Origin of the sequence: Vibrio sp. T20, assembly GCF_007858795.1 — a bacterium.
GTDB lineage: Bacteria > Pseudomonadota > Gammaproteobacteria > Enterobacterales > Vibrionaceae > Vibrio > Vibrio satsumensis.
Genome location: NZ_VFEB01000138.1, coordinates 103,511 through 118,767, shown reverse-complemented (window position 1 = coordinate 118,767; position 15,257 = coordinate 103,511). Strand labels below are relative to the sequence as shown.

The following is a 15,257-nucleotide window of genomic DNA, read 5'->3' as shown; positions in this document are numbered from 1 at the left end:
GAAACCAAGTGCGCAATAGGTTGTATATTAATATTTGTGATCTTGGTTGAAGCAATGATTGGTTTTGTGAATATTTCAATTTGTGGTTTTTATATGGAAGAACAAGAATCCCATAAATTAGCCATACTAATATAAAGGCCTTATAGTTAACAAAGACTAAATTATTGAGTATTCTGTTTAAATGGACATGTAGAACCAATTAACGAGAGGGGTACCCACTTACAAAGAGATATGCATGGATTAATTAATAGATTAATTTTACAATCCTGGATTACTCTAATGAGGAATATCGTGTACGTGGGTGGTATTTACCTATAAGTGTTCAGTAAATAGAATTGATAATATACCTCCTTTATACTAAATTAATATATCACCGATAACATAGTGTTATCGGTATCTAAAAGACAAAATGAGCTGGGGAAATACAATGAAAAAACTCGTACTAGCAATCATCTTGACATTATCATCAACAAGTACATTTGCAGATCAGAATACTCAAAATGATAAAGGTGGCTTTACCGGCCCAAGTGCAGTGAAAGTAAAGACTGTTGAGATGGCTTTAGAAGCAGAAAACGACACACCAGTAATATTAACAGGTCATATTGTTTCTTCATTGGGTGATGAAGAATACCAATTTAAAGACTTAACCGGCGAGATGGTTATTGAGATTGATCAACGTGATTGGAACGGTATTGAAGCAACACCCGACACAAAACTCATAATTCAAGGGGAAGTTGACAAAGACTGGGAAGATACCGCTATTGATGTGAACACGATTAAACTAGCAAAATAATTTTCAACCCTAGTGAAAAAGAAAGAGGTCAGAAGTAATTATCTGACCTTTTTTGTATAAACTAGGAACCAAAACCACATGACTCACGTTTCGGGAGCAATCTACCTAACTTCATTTTTAGATACTGATTGAGGTTTTGATAAAGAAAGAGATACACCAGAAAAACTTCGGAACGCATTGATCATGATGTAGAGATCTTCATCAGCTCTAGGCACCTCGCAAGTTTCAAAGTTGCCAGAGCGATAAGGTCGGCAATCGTAAGTACTTTTCGTTGGTTGCGCGCCAGAACGAATGTAGAGATCAGCATCCCCTACTCCAGACTTGATAACGATATTCACGTCCGTGGTGCGATTTGCTGCTTTAAGCACAAACAATTTCTGTTGTCCGGACGTCGCGGCAAGATCGGTAGTCACGCTTCCTAAAGTGACCTCAGGAATATCATTGTTCGGCTCACCGACTGAGCCATCTGGCAACGTATCACCAAAGTATGAAGACACGAGTGGCCAAATCTTACTCATTTTCACGCCTTGGTTTTCACAACCTCCAAAATGATGTAGCGCAATCGCTTTGTTATTGTCGGTGCGTAAAACGGGTGAACCGGATGAGCCACCAATGGTGTCACAGAAGTAGCCAGTGTCAGTATTGGTACCTCTACCACCAGTTGAAGCTACATCAATCTGACACATTCCGGAGCCATTTTGGTCACTTTCAATTGCCAGTTCTTTCGGTTTGCCTGCTCCGTGTTGAGGAATGTATATACCATCTCCAAAGATGGGTTCTTGAGCATCTAGGCCTAGATAACCAAACGACGCTATTTTGGCGAAATCATCAACGGTGAAAAGCGTGTAATCCAAATCATAATCGGTGCTGAGTATTTTGCTCCCCATCACTTTTACCATGGTGGCCATAGATCCATCACAAGTGCGACGCTGATAATTAAACCACACCTCTGTATTTCTCAATTCAGACTCAGATGCGACACAATGGTTATTGGTGAACATATGGTTATTAGGCCCAACGCGCCAGGCGGTACACAAACTACGCCCATTAATTAAAAGCCTTGCAACGGGTGTTGTCCAAGCCACTTTACCTGGATGAGAGTCTTCCCAGCAAGCAACGTCTTTGCGTTCATTCACACCACAGGTCGATAGCGTCGCTAAGGCCTCTTCGTCTGCACTTTTACCAGCCATGTAATAATTAATTTCAAACTGAACATGCTGCCCGTTTGAATTGGAGGTTGATTCAATAACGACAGAATCACTGGAAATCGATTGAGCGAACCAATCTATTTGGCTCTCACGATACTCCACAACCTCACCAGTAATGTTTGACTTAATACGTAACACGCTCCCTTTCGGTACAGTAACAGACTTGAAATGAAGCTTAATGAATGACGCACCAGCGTGTTCAAGTTGCAGTGTGTGTGTACCACCCGATGTCTCAACCAACTCTTGGTTCGACAACTGATGTTTCACTTCATCGGCAATAACCGGAAGATCTGGTTGAACGGGAGGATACGGTTGAACGGAAGGATACGGTTGAACGGAAGGGTGCGGTTGTGCATTAACGAGCGAAGAAAAGAACCATATTATCGCAAGCCCAAGGTTAGATAAGATTACTTTCATTGGATTTCCTTTATCGGTTTGTGGTGTTCCCTTCACAAACATATGTGTAAAAAACACATATGACACAAAATGCATATTAATTTTTGAGTAAAGAAATATCGACACCAATGACAATTGAGAGCATTCAATAACATAGCTCTCAACAGTACTTATTCGTACCTCTCTAGCTGTACAAATTGATGAGCAACTTGAAGACAAAAAGAATCATGGATAAGCAGCGAATTTTGCTATTCTGAAGATAGTTTCGGCAGAGCTATACTCTTCATATTGCCAATAGGGGAAGACTTTAACTGGCAAATAGAGCTGCGAGGATTAAATTCGTAAGAAGTAAATAAATGGAATGCAGATAAACAGAAACAAAAAAGGGCCAGCAAACCTGCTAACCCTTCTCAACCAAGAGTTCGTTTCAAACTCTCTACTTTACTTAGCTTCCGCTTAGGCTGTCTTTTCATTCAAGTTTGCGTCTGGCTTATCATCCAGAGCAAAGTAGATCTTCGATACAATCACTTCAGCAATCAGAATCGTAAATACCACGGCGAAGAACGCCACTACACCATTCCAAGGGCCTGTGAAGCTCACCTTGTCACCGAACATAAGGTTTATCGCTTCTAGCATAACGAATTTTGAGCCAACAAGAATAATGTATGTCGACAGTGCTCGATACACCTTAGGTGCCGTTCCAGATTTCTGTTTAAAGTAATCCGCTACCTTGTGCTCTAAGCCAATAGAGAGCTTCAACAATAACTGCAGTAACAACGCCGCTATCAAAGAAATAGTGAAAGATTCAATGTTGACGAAGTCCCAGTACTCATCGAAAAAGTTAAGCACTACTAAGTCCACCAGCACGGCTAACGTGTAACCTACGAATAGACGTTGTGGTGTGTTGAACCCGTAAACTTTGTCTGATTTAGTCATTCTGTCTCTCTCTCTAATTTGATAAGTAGCCTTGATTTGAAATACATCTTAGCGTTCGAATCGAAGCAAAACTTACCATTTGATGACACCACAACAATTCCATTCGAAATTATTAGTTTTTATAGATTGATCATTTCTCACACCAATAATTCACTCCCCTCTATAAAGCAATTTTCAAAAATATAGAAAAGCACCAAAAAATAAGTCTCATCATTGCTTGTCACCAAATGGCCATTATTCAAATTCTGCGCGCCATAAGATGATTCCATCAGCGACACACACTCATTTGAAAAAGGTGCAGACTATGAAAAAGCTAATCACTAACGCGAACGTATTTAACGGTGTTGATAACAACCTAATCGAGAACGTATCTATCCTAATCGAAGATAATCTTATCACTCAGATTGGAGATATTGACCCAACGGTTTCCGATGAAATTATTGATGCTCAAGGTGGCACAGTAATGCCCGGGCTGATTGACGCCCACGTTCATATCACGCTATCTGCCCCTTTCAATGTCATTGATACGATGACTCGTGAAGAAGTAGCGATTCGCTCAGCGAAGATTTCAGAAGAGATGCTGATGCGCGGCTTTACTACTATTCGTGATGTAGCGGGTAACACGCTTGGTCTTAAGAAAAGTATCGACAACGGCTACGCGACTGGTCCACGTATTCTTCCTTCAATGGCGGCTATCTCGCAAACGTGTGGTCACTCGGATTACCGTCAAAACCAAGCACAAGAACGTTTAACCAATAGACACGAAGACTCACCAATGATGAAGCAAGGCTCAATGAAAGTGGCCGATGGGCGTTCAGAAGTATTGAAAGCGGTGCGTGAACAGCTATTCATGGGCGCGTCACAAATCAAGATCATGGCTGGCGGTGGTGCATCTTCAACCTTCGACCCGCTAGACACATTGCAATTTACATCAGACGAGATGAAAGCCGCAGTTGAGGCCGCTTCTGACTACGGCACTTATGTCGCCGCGCACATCCACACCTCTGATGCGATGCGCAGAGCAGCAGAAGCAGGCGTGATGTCTTTCGAACACGCGACTATCATGGACGACGACATTGCAGAGATCATTAAAGAGAAAGGCATCTGGGTGATTCCTTCTTACTTTACTTCTTCATTGATTGCAGAGCGCAAGATCCCGTTGCCAAATGAAGAGACGTACCGCAAGACAGAACGAGTGGGCAAAGCCATGTTCAAATCGGCAGAACTGATTAAGAAATACGATATTCAGAACATTGCTTTTGGTACTGACTGTGTAGGCGAAACCAATGTGCATGCGACACAGTTGAACGAACTGGGTGCGATTGAGCAAGTATTCGATACCATCACCGCACTTCGCATGGCGACATCAAACTGTGGACGTTTATTCGAAATGTCAACTTACCAACACCCTTATCAAGAAGGCAAACTAGGCCAAGTAGTTGAAGGGGCATATGCCGACCTATTGATCATCGACGGTAACCCACTTGAAGGCGTGGCATGTGTAGCCAATACAGAGACACAAAAGCTGATCATGAAAGACGGTAAAGTGTACAAAAACACGCTTTAACCTCTGAGCCCTCTCCCCAAAAATAAACCTAGGGCAAATAACCGAGACTGTTGACTTGGTTGTTTGCCTTTTTAGTTCAGAGGTACAAATCAAGACCCAAACGTTTCCTTTTCCTGCACAAGTCATTGAGTGAATAGCACGAGCTAAATACATGCTCAAAAATAACACATAAGATTACTCTGTATTTTCTTGCTACTATTAAAAACAGGTTGTTGAATTAAGGATAAAATAGCAATGAAGCTAATACTTACTGCACTATTGCTCGGTACCTTGCTGTTACTCAGCTCAGTGCTATCAGGATGCAGTAACTTTAGAAACCTATCTCATGAAATAAAAGAAATTGATTCTATAACCAATCAATACCAGCTTATCTTGAACCAACCAGCCACAGACTCAGCCGTAGTTATTGAACAAATCAAAGACATCAATAAAAGCGAAGTGGATGGTTACGACGGAATAATCGCTAGTGACCGTATCGACTTACAGCTATCGAACAACATCCATTATCTACTTGTCTTTGAAGATAGAAATCAAGACTTAACCCTACAAGCAGACGAAGCATTCAGTGTCATTAACCTTCGTAACCATCAAGACAAATCCACCATTGAAGTATCCCTGGAAGTTAATGAAAATGAAGTCCCAAGCGCGTTTGTTGATCGCTCACTCTCTTCACTGTTGAAAATCGAACTGGATCTTGTCGATATTGGCACTGTCGTGAGCCTAGAAGATCCTCCTTTTGACAGAAAAAACGCCAAGCTCGGGATGTGGCAGCCACTAACATTCTTGCTCGAGCATAATGCTGGGGTCTACTTTTTATCAGAGTACGACCCGAACAAAATCCCTGTATTGTTTGTTCATGGCATCAATGCCACCGCGTTAGACTTTGCTCCGCTGATTGAAAAAATCGACCAATCTAAATATCAAATATGGGTATTTAACTACCCTTCAGGTTTGTCTTTGGCTTTGAACTCAAAGGGCCTGAATAACCTAATGCACACTGTCGTCACTCAATACAAGATTCAACAATTGCATGTGGTCGCGCACAGTATGGGCGGGCTTATCGCCACCAACAGTCTCCGTCAGTGCAGCATTGGGCAGTTGTGCGACTTTGTTAGCAGCATTACCACCATATCTTCCCCATTTGGTGGCGTGGCATCAGCCAAGCAAGGTATTGAATACGCCCCTGTCGTGATGCCTGCTTGGATAGATTTAAACCCAGACGGTAAGTTTATCGCTGATTTGTTTTCTGATAACAATGACAACAACACGCCACATTTTCTCGCGTTTGGCTATAACTCGGGCGAGCTGTTCAATACCAAAAGTAATGATGGTGTCATCGACCTTTCGAGCCAATTATCGCGTCCAGCTCAACTGAATGCTGAACAAATTCTCGGCTACGATGAAGACCATACCAGCATCTTAGACAACAATGACCTGTTTGAAGACCTATCCGACTTTTGGTTGAGAGCAGAGCAATGACCCTTCCCTATACATAACCCGACAAACCAGTTGGCGTGAATGGTATGAACATTGGCGGTATTTGCACTGCAAGCCAACACACCAATCTTTATTCTACTCCCATAAATAAGCACACGGAGCGAAGCTAAACCTAGCGAGCTAGGTTTCAAAACAAGGATAGTGACTTTCTAACTTGGGATAGAAACGATGACTATCAATGAATTAAAACGCAGAGATTTTTTCAAAGTTATGGGGAAAGGTGCAGTTTCAGCTGCGGCTATCTCTCAGCCTACCTTAGCGAATGCAACGCCAACTTCGCCAACAAATTTACTTTCAGATCACCAAACCATTGACTCGCCGCTGGATGCGACCGAGATGGCGAATCTGATAAGAGACAAAAAAGCCTCGCCAAAAGAATTCGTACAAGAAGCAATCTATAAAATTCGCCAGACAAACGATCAGGTTAATGCCGTTGTTTCTGAGTGCTTTGAGTTAGCACTAGAGCGTGCCAACTCATTTAACCCGAACTCACCTTTTGCCGGCGTGCCTTTCTTAGCGAAAGACTGCGTTGATGTTGTCGGTCTTGAATGCACCATGGGTTCGAAACTAAACCAAGGTAGAAAGCCCGATACTACTTCTTGGTTTATTCGTGCAACACAGAATGCAGGGCTCAACACTATTGGCATGACGAACATCCCTGAGATGATGACATTAGGCTGCACGCAAAACCCACTTTATGGCGCGACGCGTAATCCGTGGGCTCTAAGCCGAGGTGTTCACTCATCAACTAGAACACGCCAAGCCTTGGGCAAACAGAAAAGCCCCGATTGCGCTTTAAAAAGCGATTCACTCTCAAACGCTAATCATGCTCGAAAGCTATTCGATTTAGGAAACTATTCGTTTTAGAAAGCTTTTCTTTTTGAAAAGCAATTCACTTTCGAAGCAGTTCAATTTAGAAAATTATTCAAGTCCGAGTCTATTGATGAAACATATTATTTCCCTTTTTCTGGCAAGCCTGACGCTTGCACCTTACTCATACGCAGCTCTAGCACCAAGCGAAGGTTTTAGTGGCAACATGACCTTCCTAACAGGCTTCACCGCAAACTCAAGCAACCTCGATGTAGGGCAAAGCAATCATCAATCTCAAGCCGATTTAATGTCGTCAGGTAACACGGAAGCAGAGGGAATGGTCGCTGTTTTGGGTTCAATGCAATACACCTTTGGCGCTTTGAATCACAAACAGTTTTTCTTAGGTACCTCAAGAGACGACATCATCACAGGTACGTTAGCATTTGAAATTGGATATAGGCAGCAAGTGGAAAACGGCATGGTGGTCGATTTTTCTATCTTACCAACTCTGATATCAGGCGAAGTATGGGATGACCCTTATGCTGTTGACTCGAATAGAAAAGAAACCGACCTCACTGGCACTGTGGTTCGAATGCAGCTTTCAAGAATAATGGGTTCGAACTTTAATCTCGATGTCGCTTCTGGTGAGTCAGACGTTAAGAAAGAAAACACCGGTCTAAAAGGACTTGGGTTAACTGACGAAGAACGCGCACTGATGACTCGAGAACGAAAGTACTTTTATCTCAAGTCTGGTTACCAGTACTTCTTGAAAGATGGGTCAGGTATTCTCACACCTTCGATGAATGTTTTCTCTTCAGATTCTGAGGGTGATGCACTATCGTTCTTAAGCCTTGGCGCGGAAATCAACCTAGCGAAAAGATACGGAAATCATGGTCTTGCTTTAACACTCAATGCTGCAAAACGCAGCTATGATAAAGAAAACCCAATCTTTAATAAGACACGTGAAGACAAAGACTTTGGAGCCTTCGTTGCTTATGAATACGCCAATATCTTTGATGCAAAAAACTGGTCTCTAGTATCACTGCTCGGCGCGAAGACAACGAATTCAAACATTGAATATTACCAATCATCGCAATATGTGGTTTCAGTAGGTGTTGATTACAAATTCTAAGATTGAATTGAAGTTTTCATTGCTTGTAACCCATAAACAAATCCTTTAATTTGGGCATATTACCGAGAAGAACATTCTTCAATCGCCAGCAATAACAGGGAGTTATGGTGGAAAGTTTTAGTACTCAATTGCCCATATTTTGGTTTAAAACTTTAGATTCTGCTATTCAGGCTAGAATTGGAGACAGCAGCGATATCTGGTCGGGAGCGGAGGTCTATAAACAACTTTGCTCCGCCGAATCGATCTCGGCTTATCAGCTTCAAACCGCCATCAACAATATCTACCAACGTTTTGATCATGAGCTGATCGACTTATTTGATGAGTCCGCTTGCTATTTCGATGAGCTTGAAATGGGCGCTCCGGTAATGGCCATGCTCACCGCGCCAAACCTCGCCAGCTTTTGCCAACTTCTGAGTCGATACTCCATTCATATACATCCGCTACTAAAAATATTCAGTCGTGAAACAGAGAGTGGAGAAGTCGAGCTTTGGGGAGTGACACCCGAGTACATTGACGAAACGACACTGATGACACACATCAGTTTAGGGCTCTATTTCAGTATTATGATCAAGCTCGTTCGCAAATACCTTAATGCGCCGAATCAAAAGCTCGCCATTCACATCCACAAGAACACCATCGGTGATGAGTTCTTGAGCATCTATGAGCGTGTCTTTAATGTTGAAATGAAGGAAGGCTTCCCCGCCCGCTATCTCCTTTTCCCTAACAATCTTGTCCAGGCTAAACCTCGTCAATTCCAAGCTGACTTTCATGCAGAGTTAGTACGAATCGCCGACCAACAGATGGAAAAAACGTTAAAAACCAACTTAATCTACAAAGTGAATGAAACGTTCAAAGTGCTCGCGGTGAAAGACACCAACCTAGATAGCGTGGCAAATAATCTTCACATCAGCCCTCGAACCCTGAATCGCAAACTTAAACAACAAGGTGTGAGTTTTCGTCGTTTGTTCGATAAATACCGCCTCGAACTGAGCATGACGTTACTGAATCAAAACGACGGCAATATTACCTATGTGGCTCACGAGCTTGGCTTCTCAGACTCAAGCGCATTCAGCCGAGCATTCAAAAATTGGACTGGGCACTCTCCAACAGAGCTTAGAGGATGACAAGAACTCACTCATGCACTGTCTTATTGACGACGAAGATACCTATAGTAGCAACCAATACTAAGGTACAGTCCAACAAGGAACATAAGGTCAAGGCATTCAATATATGGTAGGCCCAACAATGAAAGGTATGGAGATCAACTCAGCCTGGTTTGAAATGATCGATGATTTTGTGAAAGCTAATGACATCCCCTTAGATCGTATTTTCCCCGACCCACAGCAATACCAACAGTGGAAATGCTCCTCTTCTGTCGATTATAGTGAGTTTAAACAGTCCCTAAGACGGATTGTTGAATACCGTAAAGATTACGCTTCTTTGTTCCTAGCGGTGGAGAGCCTCAATCCCTTAAGTTTTGGCACAGTGGGGGTCATGCTTGCGTCAGCGCCTGACTTACGTACGCTAATGAAGCTCATGTCGGAGTTTCAGGTTCTATTTGGCGGGACTATTAGTACCGTTTATCGTGAAACCCCTTTTGGCGAGGGCGAGATGTGGCTAATCGAACAGTCAGACCAAGATTTACATCTGGAGCTTATGACCGTTTACGGCGCTGCCCTTCTAAAGTTCATACGCGTATGCAGTGGTGATCCTACGCTCTCTGTCCATTTCAAAATGTTAGCCTGGCATATTGGCGAGGAACACTTAGAGCGATTCAAACAAATCACTGGGTGCGAAATGGACTACGGACACAGTATGCGTCGTATCGTCATTAAAAAAGAAAACCTCTATAAACCATTAAAATTCGCCAATGCCTCACTTCATGAAGCCACTAAAAAGCGGGCCTATGAAGAGCTTCAATTAAACGTAAGCACCAACATTATTGCGCTCACATATAAGGCACTGTACGAAATAGGATTAACGGATTCGAACCAAGAGGCTGTGGCGCAGTATCTTAATATGTCGTCTCGTTCATACAGCCGCAAGTTAAAGCAGCTCGATACCTCTTTTTCTGAAGTACTCAAACAGGTTCGCCTCGAATTTGTTCTAAAAGAGTTTGATAGCAATAAAGACAATTTAACAGAAATCGCCTACCAACTTGGATTTTCAGATCTCAGTGCATTTTCACACGCATTCAAACGTTGGACAGGGATCTCTCCAAAACAGGCGCTCAAACAACATCACAATTAGAAACCGTCATGAATGATGAATGCCATTCGAGCATATTCACATTAGAGATAATTGGCGGATAATAACAATTTTATGGCTTCCGAGAGCAAAGCTGGCAACGTATAAATTCATATAATCCTCACTAGATTTTTGAGGAATATTCTATGAAAAGACGTGATTTTATAAAGAACATCGGCATGGCCGGTTCAGCTGTAGCGATTAGTGCAGCAGTTCCAAGTGCAATGGCCGCTACCAATTCAACGAGTACAACTAAACAGACAAATGCTTCACCAAAACGCACCCCACTCGACGGTATTGCTATGGCAAACCTTGTCCGAACTGGGCAAGCGACCCCAAAAGAGCTAGCCCAAGAAGCCATCGAAAAAATTAAGCTGACTAACGGTACAATTAATGCTGTAGTCAATGAACGTTTTGATGCCGCGTTGAAAAACGCAAATAACATCAATAAAAATGCTCCTTTCGCGGGCGTTCCGTTACTAGTTAAAGATTGTGTCGACGTTGCTGGTGTGCCATCGACCAATGGTTCGCTATTGCTCAAGAATAACATTCCTGAGCAATCATCTGATTTTGTCGTTGCGTGTGAAACGGCGGGATTTAACGTTCTGGGTATGACTCACTCACCTGAATTTACCAGTTCTGCATCAACAGAAAGCATCCTCTTTGGCACTACTCGTAACCCTTGGAATCTCGATCGTAGCTCTGGCGGTTCATCTGGTGGCGCTGGCGCTGCTGTAGCTGCGGGTTATACACCCATAGTTCATGGTACCGATGGTGGTGGTTCTTGTCGTATTCCCGCGTCAATGTGTGGCATTTTCGGCTATAAACCAAGCCGCAACTTACTTATTTCTGGTGCTGTTGGTACCGATGATTTTGTACTCACGCACTCCTCATTTATGTCACGTTCAGTTCGCGATACAGCTTTAGCAGCAAGCTTAACCGAAAACCATGTTCGTAGTAATAACAAGCACCGCCGTGTCCCACTCGGCTATGTGACTCAGCCTATCGAGAAAAAGCTCCGCATCGGTGTTTCAATGAAAAACATGTTTGGCGATATGCCAGACACAGAAACTCAAAACGCGATGACAAACACCATCAAGATACTGCTTAATCTTGGTCATGAAGTGATTGAAGTAACCAACCCTGTACGTGGTCCTGAGTTCATGCACAACTTCACAGCTGTATTCGGTAGCCGTTTGGGGCAACTGGGTAAAATGGTTGAAGCTCAAACGAAACAGAAACTCGAAGATTCTAAAATTCTTGGCTGGCCAACGGTTGGTTGGATCCGTGAATTTGAACACCATGCGAGAAAAAACAGTAAGTTCGTTGAGCAAGGTTTTGCTTACCAGCAGTCACTTGATGTGCAAATGAACGATCAATTCTATAAGTCTATCGATGTATGGCTAACGCCAGTAACGCCGGACAAAGCCCATGACCACACGCTAACAAATCCAAACCTTAATAGCGATTTCGGTGTCTTCAAAGAACTAAGTAACCGTGCTCTATCATACACACCGATCGCTAACATGGCTGACAACCCATCGATATCCGTTCCTCTTTATTGGACTCGAACAGGCATCCCAATTGGTAGCATGTTCAGCGCGGCTCGTGGCAACGACCGCACATTGTTTGGTCTCGCTTATGAACTCGAAAATGCGAGTCCATGGGCATACAAAACAGCACCACACTTTGTTTAGGAAATAAAATGAGAAAGTACGTTCTTTCAGTCACTCTGTATCTAATGAGTCATGCTGCGGTTGCCAACAGCTGGTTATTTAGCGGCTACGCTAAATTTGGCGATATGGAAGCCAATGGATCAAATGTCACCACTTCTCTTGAAGGCTACCATTACAGTCAAAATACGCTTGGTCGTTTGATGCTAATGGGTGAGATCGACAGCGCTAATGTTGGCGAGGTAGATCAAAACACACCTCCCTTTCAAGTGACTCAGTTTGGAGCTATCCAGCGTATCGCAATAGGGCAGCAGGCGGCAATAAGTTTTGGTTACCAGAACTTATTTGGACTAGGTGAATCTCTTGAGAATCGTCCGTCTATCGCTTTGCAATATGGCTTTAAAAACGGACTTTACCTTAGCCACCGAACTCGTTATCACCACGCGGACTTTGATGCACTAAGTAGCACGACGCGTTTAGATAATGTCATTGGCTATGCCTTCAATGGATTTGATACCTACCTACAACACATCTACTTCTCTAACGAAAATCGCAACGATTTTCAATGGAGAGTGACCAAACAAGCGGAAACGTTTTCACCATTCGTTGAGATCAGAACTCAACAGGATCGTGATTACTACGCGTGGGTTGTTGGTGTAAACCTCAGCATTTAACTGTTAGGCAACCATTATGTGTTGCCTAATCTCAACATTCGAGATTGGTATGTTTAAGAAAATTCAATCCTTTTTAACAGCTTTATTCAAAAAACTCTTGTTCATTTTTGCTTGTGTTGGTCTAGGTTGGTTTTTCCAGCTCGGCGCAGAAATTAATGGTAAAGACATTCCTGAAGAGTACTTTTACAGCGGCGGTTACCCTGTCCCTATCGCCCTAATGAACGCGGAATGGTTTATTGGGTTTGCTTCTGTGTTGACATTATTAATGGTGGTTTATCTGCTTAAAATGGCGTGGGAACTTCATGAGATTGCTGTCCACAAAGCGGAAAAGACCATGGCGGCGCATGTCACCCTCGTTTCAGCCCTCACCATGCTGGGTCTGTTTATTGATAATACATGGTGGATTTTGGCCATCATTATCGCGTTTACAAATTGGTCTGCATTAGGCGAATCAATCATTCGATTATCTAAGAAGGTTAAAGAGGAAACTCAATCATGAAAGAGATGCTAATACCGTATATTTTGATCTGTTGGATTTTGGTCAAGATGGGCATTGTCACATGGAATCTTCGTAACGCCGTAAAGATGGTTGGGATCGGATTTGGGATTCTCATGGTGTTATTTTTCGGCCACCGTATCTGGTCACCTGTTGATATGACGAATTCGACGACAGTAAAAGCTCCCCACGCTACATTAGCTCCGTTTATGGGGATGCAAGTTGACAAGGTGTTTGTTGACCACAACCAGAAAGTCACAAAAGGGCAACTGCTTTATACGCAAGTGAACGTGGATACACAAAGCTCCATTGAAGCTCTCAATGCTGAAAAACAAGCGTTGCTGGCTCAAATCACGGCTCATAAAGCGCAAAAAACGGCGGATGTGCACACTATCAAAAACATCGAGTCAAACTATAAACGCCTAAGTAAAATGGGAAACTTTGCAGCGGAACAAAACCTTGATGATGTGAAAGCTCAACTCAACACGGCAAGAGCAGCATCTGCAGCTGTTGATGCCGCTATTCATGCTGTTCGGTCTCAAATCGTAGGCGTTGAAGCAAGGTTAAAAACAGCACATTGGCAAGATGAACGTAAAGAAGTACGCGCTCCATTCGACGGCCAGGTCAGTGTTGTAAACATTTCGGCAGGTACCATTTTTGGTGGTATTCACTTGTACGATACCTCTCGTAAATTTGTTGAGATGCGTATTGCCGATCAAACCTACAACTATATTGAACCCGGTCAGTTTTCCGAATTCTATGTGGATGCATTCCCCGGAAAAACCTTCCGAGGCCGTGTACACAGCATTCGTACCGGTACGGGTGAAGCTCAAGTAAGTTTGATGCCTGGTGATCAGCATGTACGTCAGCACATTGGGAATAACATGAGTGCTCATGGACGTACCGTGTTGATTGAATTCGATGAAAACATGAATGGTGGTTACGACATCCCGATTGGTTCATCCGGTCAGGCTTGGATTAGTGCCAAGAAACCAGCTTCCGTAGGGTTTATCGATATGATTGGTGGTGCAACCATGCGTCTTACCGCAATGAAATCTTATTTGATGGCTTTATAAAGGCCCCGTAATCCATAAAAATATAAGAGTAGCAACAGCTACTCTTTTTTCACATCTATCCCCACCATATACCAAACAAGTACCGCAATCAGACCTAACCGTATTGGGCTCTCAATGTCCAGTTACACTTTTAGACTTCGGTATTCAGCACCTCCCCTTTCGGCAATCGATAAGAAGTCGATGATCTTGGTCAAGAGGGAGGTTGAAGAAGATTAGTGCTTGTACCTAAAGGTATTGCTGTCATCAACAATCTCGATTCTGACAGGTACAGTGCCTTGCTTAACATTGCCGATTTTTGCAAATGCCTTGTGCGAAAGATCGATAACTCGGCCTTTTACGTAAGGGCCTCGGTCGTTAATTTTAACTTCGACAGACTTATTATTGGCAGTGTTAGTCACTCTCACGATCGTGCCAAAGGCTAAGGTTTTATGCGCTGCCGTATAAGCATTCATATTATACGTCTCACCACTTGCTGTGAGCTTTCCATGGAACTTATCACCATACCAAGAAGCTTTACCAGCAAGAGCATGTGACTTGGCATAATCTTTTGTTTTAGAACTGCCGACCGCCGACGTTGAAGTGCATCCGGCTAGTATCATAAGAATAAGAGCGGTAAAGATGATATGTAGTTTTTTCATATAATTTGGGTGCGCTAATCTGTGCATTTTCTCTGTTTTCGTTGTGTTTTGGTTCGCCATGTAATGCTGAGTATAGTCACTGCTCAGCAAAGGCTACCGTCCGGTATGAACGCA

Annotated in this window: 13 protein-coding genes and 1 pseudogene; 11 read left to right on the top strand and 3 right to left on the bottom strand. The window is 43.0% G+C overall.

The genetic code is table 11. The annotated features are described in order from the left end of the window. Nucleotides 1–427: 427 nt before the first annotated feature. Nucleotides 428–793, top strand: a complete 366-nt coding sequence (locus FTW16_RS16000; protein ID WP_146491801.1) for a YgiW/YdeI family stress tolerance OB fold protein — start codon at nucleotides 428–430, stop codon at nucleotides 791–793. 101 nt (nucleotides 794–894) lie between these two features. Here the strand turns inward: FTW16_RS16000 and FTW16_RS15995 are convergent, their stop codons facing one another. Together FTW16_RS15995 and FTW16_RS15990 are read right to left on the bottom strand one after the other, a co-directional pair. After that, nucleotides 895–2,418 (bottom strand): serine protease, encoded by a 1,524-nt coding sequence (locus tag FTW16_RS15995; protein WP_146491800.1) that lies wholly within the window; start codon nucleotides 2,416–2,418, stop codon nucleotides 895–897. A gap of 435 nt (nucleotides 2,419–2,853) precedes the next feature. After that, nucleotides 2,854–3,333 carry a hypothetical protein gene (locus FTW16_RS15990; RefSeq protein WP_146491799.1) on the bottom strand — a complete coding sequence of 160 codons (480 nt, stop codon included), beginning with the start codon at nucleotides 3,331–3,333 and terminating at the stop codon, nucleotides 2,854–2,856. Nucleotides 3,334–3,637: 304 nt separating this feature from the next. Here FTW16_RS15990 and FTW16_RS15985 point away from each other — a divergent pair, with 304 nt between their 5' ends. From FTW16_RS15985 to FTW16_RS15940, 10 genes and pseudogenes are all read left to right on the top strand, one after another. Next, entirely contained in the window at nucleotides 3,638–4,900 is a 1,263-nt protein-coding gene (locus tag FTW16_RS15985) for a metal-dependent hydrolase family protein (RefSeq protein WP_146491798.1), read from the top strand. Nucleotides 4,901–5,134: 234 nt separating this feature from the next. After that, nucleotides 5,135–6,379, top strand: a complete 1,245-nt coding sequence (locus tag FTW16_RS15980) for a lipase family alpha/beta hydrolase (RefSeq protein ID WP_146491797.1) — start codon at nucleotides 5,135–5,137, stop codon at nucleotides 6,377–6,379. A gap of 186 nt (nucleotides 6,380–6,565) precedes the next feature. Then, a pseudogene (locus FTW16_RS15975) lies at nucleotides 6,566–7,147 on the top strand (amidase family protein); the annotation flags it as partial. Between the two features lie 193 nt (nucleotides 7,148–7,340). Continuing rightward, nucleotides 7,341–8,339 carry a DUF2860 family protein gene (locus FTW16_RS15970; RefSeq protein WP_146491796.1) on the top strand — a complete coding sequence of 333 codons (999 nt, stop codon included), beginning with the start codon at nucleotides 7,341–7,343 and terminating at the stop codon, nucleotides 8,337–8,339. 104 nt (nucleotides 8,340–8,443) lie between these two features. After that, on the top strand, nucleotides 8,444–9,463 hold the full coding sequence (locus FTW16_RS15965) for a helix-turn-helix domain-containing protein (RefSeq protein ID WP_146491795.1): 1,020 nt from the start codon (nucleotides 8,444–8,446) through the stop codon (nucleotides 9,461–9,463). A 121-nt stretch (nucleotides 9,464–9,584) separates the two neighbouring features. Continuing rightward, nucleotides 9,585–10,589 (top strand): helix-turn-helix domain-containing protein, encoded by a 1,005-nt coding sequence (locus tag FTW16_RS15960; protein ID WP_186728081.1) that lies wholly within the window; start codon nucleotides 9,585–9,587, stop codon nucleotides 10,587–10,589. Nucleotides 10,590–10,732: 143 nt separating this feature from the next. Then, entirely contained in the window at nucleotides 10,733–12,283 is a 1,551-nt protein-coding gene (locus FTW16_RS15955; protein WP_146491793.1) for an amidase, read from the top strand. 8 nt (nucleotides 12,284–12,291) lie between these two features. Beyond that, nucleotides 12,292–12,933 (top strand): hypothetical protein, encoded by a 642-nt coding sequence (locus tag FTW16_RS15950; protein WP_146491792.1) that lies wholly within the window; start codon nucleotides 12,292–12,294, stop codon nucleotides 12,931–12,933. A gap of 49 nt (nucleotides 12,934–12,982) precedes the next feature. Further along, a complete protein-coding gene (locus tag FTW16_RS15945; RefSeq protein ID WP_146491791.1) occupies nucleotides 12,983–13,432 on the top strand; it encodes a magnesium transporter in 450 nt (149 codons plus the stop codon). Continuing rightward, a complete protein-coding gene (locus tag FTW16_RS15940) occupies nucleotides 13,429–14,505 on the top strand; it encodes an HlyD family secretion protein (RefSeq protein WP_146491790.1) in 1,077 nt (358 codons plus the stop codon). Before FTW16_RS15945 ends, FTW16_RS15940 begins: the two co-directional genes overlap by 4 nt. A gap of 212 nt (nucleotides 14,506–14,717) precedes the next feature. On the opposite strand, the gene FTW16_RS15935 is transcribed toward FTW16_RS15940, so the two are convergent. After that, the gene (locus FTW16_RS15935) at nucleotides 14,718–15,170 is read right to left on the bottom strand and encodes a septal ring lytic transglycosylase RlpA family protein (RefSeq protein ID WP_146491789.1); all 453 of its coding nucleotides are present in this window, start codon (nucleotides 15,168–15,170) and stop codon (nucleotides 14,718–14,720) included. Nucleotides 15,171–15,257: the final 87 nt, after the last annotated feature.

What these genes read in the sequence shown, in the direction of transcription:
- FTW16_RS15940 (WP_146491790.1), top strand. Translation starts at nt 13,429, where the DNA reads ATGAAAGAGATGCTAATACCGTATATTTTGATCTGTTGGATTTTGGTC.
- FTW16_RS15965 (WP_146491795.1), top strand. Translation starts at nt 8,444, where the DNA reads ATGGTGGAAAGTTTTAGTACTCAATTGCCCATATTTTGGTTTAAAACT.
- FTW16_RS15980 (WP_146491797.1), top strand. Translation starts at nt 5,135, where the DNA reads ATGAAGCTAATACTTACTGCACTATTGCTCGGTACCTTGCTGTTACTC.
- FTW16_RS15960 (WP_186728081.1), top strand. Translation starts at nt 9,585, where the DNA reads ATGAAAGGTATGGAGATCAACTCAGCCTGGTTTGAAATGATCGATGAT.
- FTW16_RS15995 (WP_146491800.1), bottom strand. Translation starts at nt 2,418, where the DNA reads ATGAAAGTAATCTTATCTAACCTTGGGCTTGCGATAATATGGTTCTTT.
- FTW16_RS15955 (WP_146491793.1), top strand. Translation starts at nt 10,733, where the DNA reads ATGAAAAGACGTGATTTTATAAAGAACATCGGCATGGCCGGTTCAGCT.
- FTW16_RS15985 (WP_146491798.1), top strand. Translation starts at nt 3,638, where the DNA reads ATGAAAAAGCTAATCACTAACGCGAACGTATTTAACGGTGTTGATAAC.
- FTW16_RS15950 (WP_146491792.1), top strand. Translation starts at nt 12,292, where the DNA reads ATGAGAAAGTACGTTCTTTCAGTCACTCTGTATCTAATGAGTCATGCT.
- FTW16_RS15970 (WP_146491796.1), top strand. Translation starts at nt 7,341, where the DNA reads ATGAAACATATTATTTCCCTTTTTCTGGCAAGCCTGACGCTTGCACCT.
- FTW16_RS16000 (WP_146491801.1), top strand. Translation starts at nt 428, where the DNA reads ATGAAAAAACTCGTACTAGCAATCATCTTGACATTATCATCAACAAGT.
- FTW16_RS15990 (WP_146491799.1), bottom strand. Translation starts at nt 3,333, where the DNA reads ATGACTAAATCAGACAAAGTTTACGGGTTCAACACACCACAACGTCTA.
- FTW16_RS15945 (WP_146491791.1), top strand. Translation starts at nt 12,983, where the DNA reads ATGTTTAAGAAAATTCAATCCTTTTTAACAGCTTTATTCAAAAAACTC.
- FTW16_RS15935 (WP_146491789.1), bottom strand. Translation starts at nt 15,170, where the DNA reads ATGCACAGATTAGCGCACCCAAATTATATGAAAAAACTACATATCATC.